The sequence below is a fragment of the Cupriavidus yeoncheonensis genome (assembly GCF_905397275.1).
GTDB classification, from domain to species: Bacteria; Pseudomonadota; Gammaproteobacteria; order Burkholderiales; family Burkholderiaceae; genus Cupriavidus; species Cupriavidus yeoncheonensis.
In genome coordinates, this window is record NZ_CAJPUY010000054.1 from 1 (window position 1) to 5,302 (window position 5,302).

At 64.1% G+C, this 5,302-nt stretch carries 3 protein-coding genes; 1 reads left to right on the forward strand and 2 read right to left on the reverse strand.

Annotated features, from left to right (window positions below; translation table 11 throughout):
* Positions 1–225: 225 nt before the first annotated feature.
* Positions 226–2,349: a polyphosphate kinase 1 gene (gene ppk1 / locus KHO22_RS32195; RefSeq protein WP_211951242.1), complete on the reverse strand. Its 2,124-nt coding sequence runs from the start codon at positions 2,347–2,349 to the stop codon at positions 226–228.
* Between the two features lie 155 nt (positions 2,350–2,504).
* Between ppk1 and ppx the strand changes: the two genes are divergently transcribed.
* Positions 2,505–4,040, forward strand: coding sequence for an exopolyphosphatase (gene ppx, locus KHO22_RS32200; RefSeq protein WP_211951243.1), 1,536 nt, complete (start codon positions 2,505–2,507; stop codon positions 4,038–4,040).
* A 75-nt stretch (positions 4,041–4,115) separates the two neighbouring features.
* On the opposite strand, the gene KHO22_RS32205 is transcribed toward ppx, so the two are convergent.
* Complete coding sequence (locus tag KHO22_RS32205; RefSeq protein WP_211951244.1) at positions 4,116–4,958, reverse strand: GNAT family N-acetyltransferase; 843 nt, start codon at positions 4,956–4,958, stop codon at positions 4,116–4,118.
* Between the last annotated feature and the right edge of the window lie 344 nt (positions 4,959–5,302).

Genomic DNA, 5,302 nt, shown 5'->3' on the forward strand with positions numbered 1-5,302 from the left:
TCAACCCACTCGTAGGGCAAATGCTGCCCGAGCCGACCAAAGTCGGATGGTTGCTGGGCTTCGAGTAGATAGTTGAGGTGAGCGGATAGCACGGCGCCGCAAAGTTAACATTGCGGCTCACGGTTTACAACTGCTTCTGCGGCTAACAACGAAAAATGCCGTTCAGCGCTTAACTGAACGGCATTACCGCTAATGCGGGCCATTTTCTTTCGTCTGCGCACGTGCCTATGCGCTGCCGAACATGGCCAGCAGATCGTTCTGGCAGACGTGCGGGTGCTTGGAGCGCGTCTGCTTGCGCACATAGTTGCCGTCCGGCTGCATGATCCAGGCCGAGGCATTGTCGCGAAGGTGTGCCTGCAGGCTTTCCTTGATGACGCGTGCCTTGAGGGCCTTGTCCAGCACGGGGAACGCCACCTCGACACGGCGGAAGAGGTTGCGGTCCATCCAGTCGGCGCTCGACAGGTAGAGCACTTCTTCGCCGCCCGCCAGGAAGTAATAGACGCGGTGGTGCTCAAGGAAGCGCCCAATGATCGAGCGCACCGAGATGTTCTCGGACATGCCCGGCACGCCCGGCATGAGCGCGCAGACGCCGCGTACGATCAGGTCGATCTTCACGCCCGCGCGCGACGCCTTGTACAACTCGTCGATGATGGACGGCTCCAGCAGCGCGTTCATCTTGGCGATGATCCGGGCGGGCTTGCCGGCCCGCGCATTGCGCGCCTCGGCGCGGATGTGCTCGACCAGGTTGCTGTGCATGCTGAAGGGCGACTGCCACAGATGGTTCAGCCGGATCGTGCCGGCGGTCCCCGTCAGCAGCTGGAAGACGTGGTGAACGTCCTCGCAGATCGCCTCGTTGGCGGTCAGCAGGCCGAAGTCCGTGTACAGGCGGGCGGTGCGCGGATGGTAATTGCCCGTGCCGAGGTGGGCGTAACGGCGCAGCTTGACCTGCTTGGCCTTGGCGCCGGCAGCCTCGCGCCGCACGAACAGCAGCATCTTGGCGTGGCACTTGTGCCCGACCACGCCGTAGATGACATGGGCCCCGGCCGATTCCAGCCGCTCGGCCCAGTTGATGTTGGTTTCTTCGTCGAAGCGCGCCAGGAGTTCCACGACGACCGTGACTTCCTTGCCGTTGCGCGCAGCGGTCATCAGCGCTTCCATGACCAGCGATTCATTGCCGGTGCGGTAGACCGTCTGCTTGATGGCCACCACGTGCGGGTCGATCGCGGCCTGCTGCAGCAGGTCGAGCACGGAGTTGAAGCTCTCGAATGGATGGTGCAGCAGCACGTCCTGCTGGCGGATGACATCGAAAATCGGTGCGCCGGTCGTGAATGGCTTGACTGGTGCCGGCACGTGTGGCGGAAACTTCAGCGCCGGACGATCCACCATGTCCGGGATCTGCATCAGGCGAACCAGGTTCACGGGCCCCGAGACGCGATACAGGTCCTGCTCGCCGAGGCCCGATTCCAGCAACAGCCGGCGCGACAGCGCCGGCGGCGTGTCCGAGGAAACTTCCAGGCGCACGGTGTCGCCGAAGTGGCGCGTCGGCAGTTCTCCCTGCAGCGCTTCGCGCAGGTCGGTGATTTCGTCTTCGGAAACGAAGAGGTCGGAATTGCGCGTCACGCGGAACTGGTAGCAGCCCAGGACGTCGATCGACGGGAACAGTTCATGCACGAATCCCTGCATGAACGAGGACAGCATCACGAAGCCGAATGGGTAGCCCGACAGCTTCTCAGGCATCTTCACCACGCGCGGCAGCGCGCGGGGGGCCTGCACGATGGCCAGGTCCGCTTCGCGGCCAAAAGCGTCCTTGCCCGACAGTTCGACCACGAAGTTCAGGCTCTTGTTCAGTACACGCGGGAACGGGTGGGCCGGGTCCAGGGCGATCGGCGTAAGGACCGGTCCCAGTTCGCGCACAAAGAAATCCCGGGCCCATTCGCGCTGTGCATCGGTCCAGGTGGTCGTCAGGTGAAAAAAGATGCCTTCCTTCTCGAGAAGGGGAAAAATGACGTTCTGCAGCATGTCATACTGCGAAGCCACAAGCTGCTGTGTGCGCTCCGTAACAAGCTGATAAGTCTGCTGGATGGAAAGGCCGTCTGGCGTGAGGCCGGAAGCGTTGTCGCGCATCTGTTCCTTCAACCCTGCCATACGGATTTCAAAAAACTCGTCCAGATTGCTGGACACGATGCAGATGAACTTCAGCCTTTCCAGCAGCGGTACCTTGGGGTCGGCAGCCTGTGCCAGTACGCGCGCGTTGAATTCCAGAATGCCCAGCTCGCGATTGAGCAGCGTGCTGGACGGTGTCGTCGACATGGGCATGACCTTCTTTTGGTAATGTGGCGACTTTTCCATAAATTCATGTCACTTTTATGACGCATTGATTTTGTCATGAGGCTGACATGGTGAGGACATAATTTTCTGGAGTATCGGCCTGCCGCCAGGCGGACCACGAGTCTCTTGCGGCGCGGTAACCTGTACCCCGTGCGTTTCAGCTTTCCAGACACCGAATGAACAACTCTCCACGCCTGCTGGCTGCCGTCGACATGGGTTCGAACAGCTTTCGCCTGATGATCGGGCGAGTGGACGAAACCCCCACTGCCAACGGCCCCGCCAGCCAGATCTTCCAGGTCGACGCCCTGCGCGAGCCGGTGCGGCTGGCGGCAGGCCTGACGCCAGACAAATATCTCGATCAGCCGGCCCGGCGGCGCGGCATCGACGCGTTGCGCCGCTTTGGCGACCGTCTGCGCGATTTCCCGCCGGACCAGGTGCGGGCCGTGGCGACCAACACGCTGCGCGTGGCCAAGAACGCGTCGGAGTTCCTGATCGAGGCCGAGGCCGCGCTCGGCTTCCCGATCGAAGTCATTGCCGGACGCGAAGAAGCGCGCCTGATCTACCTGGGCGCATCGCACGACGCGCCGGTCTGCCAGGGCAACCGGCTGGTGGTCGACATCGGCGGGGGATCGACCGAATTCATCATCGGCAGCGGTTACCAGTCGAAGCTGATGGAAAGCCTCTACATCGGCTGCGTATCGCACAGCCGCCATTTCTTTCCGAGCGGCAACGTCGACGAGTACGCGATGAAGCAGGCCGAACTGGCCGCGCGGCGCGAGATCCAGGTGCTCGTGCGCCAGTATCGGGCGGCAGGTTGGGAGCAGGCGGTCGGTTCATCGGGCACGGCGCGGGCGCTGGCCGAGCTGATCGAACTCAACGGCATGAATGACAACCCGGCCGAGCATGGCATCACGCGAGAAGGGCTGGAGCGGCTCAAGCGCGCACTGGTCAAGGCCGAGAACACCAATCGCGTCAAGCTGGCGGGCCTGAAGGCGGATCGCATCCCGGTGCTGCCGGGCGGGCTCTCGATCATGCTCGGCGTGTTCGCCGAACTCGACATTGACCGCATGGACGTGACCGATGGCGCGTTGCGCCTCGGCGTGCTCTACGACCTCCTCGGGCGCAGCCACCACGAGGACATGCGCACCGTGACCGTGGATCAGTTCATGCGCCGATACGGCGTGGATCGCTCCCAGGCGACCCGCGTGCGCAGCGCCGCGACCACGTTGTTGTCTCAGTTTCCGGAGCCGCCGCCCCATGAGAGGCGTGAGGACAACCTGGGGTTGCTGGGCTGGGCAGCCAGCCTGCACGAAGTAGGTATGTCGATTTCCCACAGCGGCTACCACAAGCATTCGGCCTATATCGCCACGCACGCGGACATGCCGGGCTTCTCGAAGACCGACCAGGCACGCCTGGCTGCCCTGCTGCTCGGGCATGCCGGCAAGCTGGGCAAGCTTTCTGGCAGCGGCAAGTTCCTCGACTGGCGCATGCTGTTCAGCCTGCGGCTGGCATTCGTGCTGTGCCGCCGGCGTTCGGATGCGCCGCTGCCCGATATCCGGGTGTCGCAGCGCTCGGACGCGCTTGACGAGGGCTTCGAGGTTCGGGTGCCCAAAACCTGGATCGAAGCCAATCCGTTGGTCGAATACAGCCTCGCGCAGGAGGCCGACGAGTGGCAGCGCGTTGGCAAGCGGTACAAGGTGGTGTACGCCTGAGTCGCTGAGTGGCGCCGCCGGGCGCCAAACAGGAACGGCGGCCAGGGGCCGCCGTTTTTCATGCGCCGCGGCGCGTCAGGCCGGGCGGTTCAGGCCCAGGAAGTGGCGGGCATAGCGCGGGTTCATGTCGTTCACGCGCAGCAGCGTCAGGAAGTCGGCCACGTTGAAGTCAGGATCCCATGCGGGCAGGCCGCAGATGCGGGCGCCCAGGCGCAGGTAACCCTTGATCAGCGCCGGCGGTTCGACTTCGAGTTGCTGGTTGAGGTCGTCGACAGGCAGCGGCAGGCGCGGGAAGGCGTGGTACTCGATCGGCGCCAGCGAGCGCTCGCTGAACAGCCGGTACAGGCTGGCCGCATAGTGCCCGCCATCGCTCATCGGCACGCTGGCGCAGCCGAGCATCGACTCGATGCCCCAGCGCTGCAGATACTCGCCCAGGCCGCCCCACAGGGCCATGATGACGCTGCCCGAGCGATAGTCGCGGTGCACGCAGGAGCGGCCAAGCTCGAGCATCTTGGGGCGCAGGTGCGACAGGCGCACCAGGTCGAACTCCGATTCGGCGTACAGGCAGCCGATGCGCTTGGCCTGGTGCGGCGGCAGCACGCGGTAGGTGCCAACCACCTTGAGCGTGACCATGTCCCGCACGATCAGGTGGTCGCAATAGGCGTCGAACATGTCGACGTCCAGCTCCGGCACCTTCGATGCCAGGCGCGCGCCCATCTCTTCGGCGAACACCTTGTAGCGCAGGCGCTGGGCTTCGACTACTTCGTCCTGATGGCGCGCCCACGCCACGCTGAGAACAGGCGATTCATTTGCCGGTGTATCCGACGGGCGATGAAGACGCCTCCGCGCCGACTGGCCGCCAAGGCCATTGGGCAGGGAGTCGAAAAGCGGCTGGGTAGGCGTCGGGAGGTCTCGCATCAGAGTGTCCTTTTGGTGACGAAACTGTTGCGAAGCAATGTAGTGAGCCGCGGTGACAGTGCCGTGACCCGTCGATGACGCTTCCATGACGCGCGCCGGCGCCGTGTGGGTACCGGGTGCGCTCGACGATGGCGTGGACCGTGCGGGACGGGAGGGCGGGGTGGGGTGGGGCTGCGGGACATGCTTGTTTCTCCGGGTCACCAGCGCCGGGCGTGCCGGCGAACCACGCGACTCTATTGAGCTTCCCAAGCCCAAGCCTGTGCCCGGCGTTCGCGAAGAAACGACTATAAAAGGGAACGGCAGCGCCGAGATGACCGATAACCCATTGGTGCGAGCTCGCGGCG

Excerpts from the sequence above, each read along its gene's own strand:
- KHO22_RS32205 (WP_211951244.1), bottom strand. The coding sequence starts at position 4,958 with ATGCGAGACCTCCCGACGCCTACCCAGCCGCTTTTCGACTCCCTGCCC.
- ppx (WP_211951243.1), top strand. The coding sequence starts at position 2,505 with ATGAACAACTCTCCACGCCTGCTGGCTGCCGTCGACATGGGTTCGAAC.
- ppk1 (WP_211951242.1), bottom strand. The coding sequence starts at position 2,349 with ATGGAAAAGTCGCCACATTACCAAAAGAAGGTCATGCCCATGTCGACG.